This is a genomic window from Sulfurovum sp. (assembly GCF_041562805.1).
In the GTDB taxonomy this organism is placed as follows: domain Bacteria; phylum Campylobacterota; class Campylobacteria; order Campylobacterales; family Sulfurovaceae; genus Sulfurovum.
Genome location: NZ_JBFFOH010000168.1, coordinates 1 through 5,279, shown reverse-complemented (window position 1 = coordinate 5,279; position 5,279 = coordinate 1). Strand labels below are relative to the sequence as shown.

Sequence of the window (5,279 nt, the reverse complement as noted above, 5' to 3'; positions counted from 1 at the left end):
CTTCAAAGAAGATAGCCAGTTGAGAAATGGTCAGTGACCAATTCCAGACTGGCATTGTCCATTTTTTGGATGCATTCAATATTCCCATATACAATAATTTCATAAGGCTGTTTTCATTAGGAAATGCACCTTTTGTCTTCGTCAGCTTTCTAAACTGACGGTGTACAGATTCAATGATATTGGTCGTATAGATGATCTTTCTGATCTCTGCTGGATACTTGAAGTAATACGAGAGATTCTCCCACTTACTTCTCCAGGATTGAATGACAATAGGATACATATTCCCCCATTTTTCTTCAAGCCTGTCAAGCTCATCTTCTGCTGCTTCTTTGGATATGGCTTTATAGACAAGCTTTAGATCTTTCATAAACTCTTTTTGGTTCTTTGAGGCAACATATTTGAGAGAGTTCCTAATTTGATGTACAATACACAGTTGGACCTCTGTTTGAGGAAAGATACTGTTAATAGCTTGCGGGAAACCTGTCAAACCGTCTACTGACGCAATCAGTATATCTTCTACACCACGGTTCTGTAAGTCAGTGAGTACCTGTAGCCAGAAGTTAGCTCCTTCATTCTCAGAAAGATAAAGCCCCAATACCTCTTTTCTGCCATCGAGTCTGACACCTAGTATTGTATAGACAGCTTTGGAGATATATCGTCCGTCTTCTTTTATCTTGTAGTGTATGGCATCAAGCCATACAAAGGGGTACATAGCCTCTAATGGTCTTGCCTGCCACTCTTTGACCTTGGATATGATCTTGTCTGTAATGAGGCTTATTGTGGCTGTTGAGATAGAGACCTGATAGATCTCTTCTATATGTGAAGAGATGTCTCTATAGCTCATTCCTAAGCCATACATAGACAAGATCTTTTCTTCTATTTCATCACTGATAGTTGTTTGGTGTTTTTTAACGATTTGAGGCTCAAAGGTACCATTACGATCTCTTGGAGTTTCTAACTCAAAAGTACCATCACTGGTACCTTTGATAGTTTTTTTATTGGAACCATTACGCCTATTCTTTGTACCAGAAAGTACATCATTGGCTATGTGTGATTCCACTTCTGCTTCGAGTGCAGCTTCTGTAAGTTGTTTGATCAGTGGAGCTAAAAGCCCACCTTTTCCTGTAAGCTTTTTACCGCTTCTGAATTCATCTAATATTTCATCAAAATCAAATTGGTATTCTTCTTTCATTGTCAGTCCTTGATAGTATTTTATCAGACTGACACGAAATTTCTAACACTCCCGTTGGAACAGTTATAGGTCTGTTAGCACCTTCAATTAGTTTTCTATGTCATTACGGACTGTGTGTATAGTGTTAGCATAGTATTTCCTTTGCATATAGATTTAGTTTATACTCTTCACGGAGTATTCTTATAGCAGTCCTTCATCTTAAAAGCTGTAGTATCCTTCGATACCCATGTTAAACCTCCCATTCATCTATGGCATAGTAACTCATGGCTAACTCTAACTCTTCTTCAAGCTCAATCTCTGGAATGTCTTCTACGTTACATGTAAACTGTTCTTTGGCTGTCTCCAGTGCATTGGTCATTATGAATTCACTTCCTTCATCTATACTGTCAAACACTGCTATTGTATGGCTAAAATTACCCACACTTTCCATTACTGCATATACTTTATTCATTACGCTACCTCCTTTCTCATCTGATTGTATAGCTCTGTGATGCTTACTGCACTCTCTAGGGTAAAGAACTCATAGGCTCCATCGTATTGCTCAAATCTGTAGTCATTTATATAATCTACTAAGCCATGTGGATGGATGTGGTTCTGAAACATCTGCTCTACTGCCTGTGCCCAATTACCATTCATGATGCTGTCTAAGATGTCATCTTCTGCACTCTCAAATATCTTTCCTATTTCATGTTCGAGTAGCTCTATAACTTCATCTGCATCTATAAAGTTTTCATCATCAAGAGTCAACTTGTGACTCTCAACTACTTCCATTAACTCAGCTTCATCCATTTCTCTGATTTCATTCTGATACATTACGCCAACCTCCCTAGTATTAATCTGTGCAGTTCATTCTTCCAATGCATCAGACGATTTGAAGCCTGTTGTTCCAACATAGGATAGCCTTCATGTCTGTAATACTCTAGGTTGTCTAATGTCATGTTATAAAACTCTGCTACCTGTATAATTTGTAGCTCCTGTAGTTGCTGTTGTGTAAACAGACCTATGTTTGTTCGTGTGTTCATGGTGTATCCTTTGGAGTTGAGATTAGTTTATACTCGTTGCGGAGTGAGGCGATAGGAGGATGTGATTTGTGTTGATGGAGGTGTAGTGTGTAAGTTTAGGTGGTGCATGAGCTAGAGTAAAAAAGTACTGTGGGATTAATGATTCTTACTGATCTTTGATGGGGGGGGATACACCCAAAATGATTCTTGTATATGAGAGTACTGCTTCTACATGACGAAAATTATATTTCTCTTATAAGTATTTTTTGGAAGCATGTATTTTCAGAAATATTATTTTTAAATATGCTCTTGTCTTGTGCTTCATGAATTGATATAATGAGTGTATCTTAAGAATAGAAAGGTTGGAAGATGAAATGGCTATCTGGACTTATTACAAAAAAACTTGATAAAAAGATGAATAGTATAATAAGAGATATATATACAAATAATGAAGGTACTTTTATAAGTACATCAGCTTTTTGGGAAGCTTCTGAAAAGTTTGCCAAAGATAAAGGTGTAAAAATAGATAATAATTCAAGTAATATTTATTTTAAAATGATGATTGATAATGAAGAAGTGGATGTAACTTTCTATAAAAATAGAAGGAATGGAACAACAGATATATGCGTAGAAGAAAGCGAAAAAGCTTTGAAAAAGGCAATGGAAAAGATAAGGACTAAATCCTGAGGAGAGAGCCAATCCACTACCACAGTATTCTCAATAATATACACAAAGGGAGGAAATAAAATGAAGATTTCAAAAATGGTGATAATAATAGGACTGGCAACTATATTATTCTCAGGTGTATATGCTAATATTTTTCAAAATATGTTTCAAAATGAAAATGATAAAATCTCTACACCCCCAGAGCCTTGTACTGTAACACATGTCTCAACTAAATCAAGCTTTCAAGGACAGTTTGTTACTACTAATGGTATGACCAGTTGTGAAAGAGGAAAAGTTAAAGTAGTGTTCTATTGTGGAGAATCTTTTGTAGGAGCTCAAACAGGAGAAATAAATGATGGAATATTTTCTGTTTCTTATAGCGGTCTTACCAAATGTAAACATCCTATTGCGAAGGTTACTGCAAAGTCAATTGACGAAATTATGTACAATGCATTACGGAAGAAATAATTTCATACATTATATGATGAAATGATTGAAACGTTAAGAATGAAGTTCGCAGCAATTGTAGCTGAACAAAAAAGTAAGTGTCGAAAGAGTATTATGAAATACAATCCCCTAACTAACACACTTTATACTGATGACAATAAACTTATAAAAAAGATGCACTGCCCTTATCCTTCACTAAAATGGGGTAACTTATTGTCCACAGATGGGGATATGAGCAGGTTCTGTAGCATTTGTGAGAGTAATGTGGTTGAAACTAAAAACATTAGTGATGAAGCATTGTTGAAGCTACTGCAAGAGGAACCAGAAACTTGTCTCAAAATAGATTTCAACCAAGAAAATTTAAGGATTGTACATCATGTTTAAAGAGTGCTTTAGGATGTTACGTAAAATAATTCATAATGAAGAGGAATTGGAGGAAAGGGCTGCAAAAATAGTTAAAGAGAATATACAACGTGAAATTGAAGAGCTTGAAAATATTTTGGCAGAAAGAAAAGGACGTATGGAGTCAATGAAAACGATTAGAACAGCAAGAACAGAAGCTGAGATTAATGAGGCTGTTGAAAAGGGCTACAAACCACTTATCCAAAAGGTTATTCCCTCTGATAAGATTAAAGTGATGTACGCCTTAGAACGTGACCTTAAAACAGGGAAGGTAACTGTTTTACATGACTCTTGGGAAATTTATGCACATCATGAAGATGCTGAGAGAGTGATCGATAAAGTTTATTACTACCCATATCATTTTCAATCACCTTTTGCTGCGTACCTTGTGCCGCCTGACATTGAAGTGGGAGAAAGAGTAATTATTGATGATCTGATAGAAGATATTGTAGGTGCACGACATAAAATGCACACCTACAGACTTGAAAAAGCAGAAGCAGTATGGAACGGAGAGAAGTTTATTGTAGACCACAATAGCTATAACATATCTGTGACAATGGGCTAAAGGATTAAGAAGTGTAAAAATGATTTTATCTACTATAGTGATGGCTAGGTTGGAATATATACAAAGGATGAGATTTACATCATAGCACTTATGTTTTTTTGGATCTAAAACCTTATAAAATCTTCCATATTGGCACATTTTATAAGGTCTTGTATGGAAGGTTACATATTTGTGACCTACAAACGTCGCTACAGCGTATAACCTTATGAAATATGTTAAATTATAAGGTTTTAGTTCCTAATCATTATTTAATATTGCACTTTGTTAATATCATGTTCATACATTGTTCACACATATATGTTATTCTGAAGATAGATAATAATAAAAGGGTATAGATATGAAACAACTAAAAATCTTTTTACTGGCAAGTATGGTTATGCTATTCACCGCCTGTGGTGGAGGAGGTAGTTCTACACCAGATACAGTAACACCTGATGTTCAAACTGTTGCCATAGATAAAATTAAAACATATGCTGATGATAACACTCAACCTATTCCTACAGTACAAGACTATATTAATGCAGGAGTAACAGGTGTTACTCCTGACAATATTGATGAAATCAATACTGTAGTTTCAAGTTTGATAGCTGAAGATGTAGATACAGAAGAAGAGATACAGGCTCTGGCTGATGACTTAGAAATAGTTCTTCCAGCAGATACAATACCTCCTGTGATTACTATTATAGGTAATAATCCAGCTACAGTGATACAAAACACTACGTATACTGATGCAGGTGCTACAGCTACAGATGACAGAGATGGAAGTGTTGCAGTCACGACAACAGGAAGCGTAAATACTTCAACAGTTGGAACCTATACCATCACTTACACTGCAAAAGATGCTGCAGGAAACACTGCAACAGCAACAAGAACTGTGAATGTTGATGTTGTACTTCCAGCAGATACAATACCTCCTGTGATTACTATTATAGGTAATAATCCAGCTACAGTGATACAAAACACTACGTATACTGATGCAGGTGCTACAGCTACAGATGACAGAGAT

Annotated in this window: 9 protein-coding genes; 5 read left to right on the top strand and 4 right to left on the bottom strand. The window is 35.9% G+C overall.

What is annotated here, in order from left to right:
- The 4 genes from ABYK33_RS13605 to ABYK33_RS13590 all read right to left on the bottom strand — a co-directional run.
- The coding region (locus ABYK33_RS13605; RefSeq protein ID WP_373033820.1) for an IS256 family transposase at window positions 1-1,192 on the bottom strand (1,192 nt) is incomplete at its 3' end.
- A 229-nt stretch (window positions 1,193-1,421) separates the two neighbouring features.
- Complete coding sequence (locus ABYK33_RS13600) at window positions 1,422-1,643, bottom strand: hypothetical protein (protein WP_373033819.1); 222 nt, start codon at window positions 1,641-1,643, stop codon at window positions 1,422-1,424.
- Entirely contained in the window at window positions 1,643-2,005 is a 363-nt protein-coding gene (locus ABYK33_RS13595; RefSeq protein ID WP_373033817.1) for a hypothetical protein, read from the bottom strand. The genes ABYK33_RS13600 and ABYK33_RS13595 overlap by 1 nt, the downstream gene beginning before the upstream one ends.
- Window positions 2,005-2,214, bottom strand: a complete 210-nt coding sequence (locus ABYK33_RS13590) for a hypothetical protein (protein WP_373033816.1) — start codon at window positions 2,212-2,214, stop codon at window positions 2,005-2,007. The genes ABYK33_RS13595 and ABYK33_RS13590 overlap by 1 nt, the downstream gene beginning before the upstream one ends.
- Window positions 2,215-2,562: 348 nt before the next feature.
- Here ABYK33_RS13590 and ABYK33_RS13585 point away from each other — a divergent pair, with 348 nt between their 5' ends.
- From ABYK33_RS13585 to ABYK33_RS13565, 5 genes are all read left to right on the top strand, one after another.
- Window positions 2,563-2,880 (top strand): hypothetical protein, encoded by a 318-nt coding sequence (locus tag ABYK33_RS13585; protein ID WP_373033815.1) that lies wholly within the window; start codon window positions 2,563-2,565, stop codon window positions 2,878-2,880.
- A gap of 60 nt (window positions 2,881-2,940) precedes the next feature.
- On the top strand, window positions 2,941-3,327 hold the full coding sequence (locus ABYK33_RS13580; RefSeq protein ID WP_373033814.1) for a hypothetical protein: 387 nt from the start codon (window positions 2,941-2,943) through the stop codon (window positions 3,325-3,327).
- Window positions 3,328-3,420: 93 nt separating this feature from the next.
- Complete coding sequence (locus ABYK33_RS13575; protein ID WP_373033813.1) at window positions 3,421-3,690, top strand: hypothetical protein; 270 nt, start codon at window positions 3,421-3,423, stop codon at window positions 3,688-3,690.
- Complete coding sequence (locus tag ABYK33_RS13570; protein ID WP_373033812.1) at window positions 3,683-4,273, top strand: hypothetical protein; 591 nt, start codon at window positions 3,683-3,685, stop codon at window positions 4,271-4,273. The genes ABYK33_RS13575 and ABYK33_RS13570 overlap by 8 nt, the downstream gene beginning before the upstream one ends.
- A 337-nt stretch (window positions 4,274-4,610) precedes the next feature.
- Window positions 4,611-5,279 (top strand): DUF5011 domain-containing protein (locus tag ABYK33_RS13565; RefSeq protein WP_373033811.1); only part of this gene is annotated, 669 nt, incomplete at its 3' end.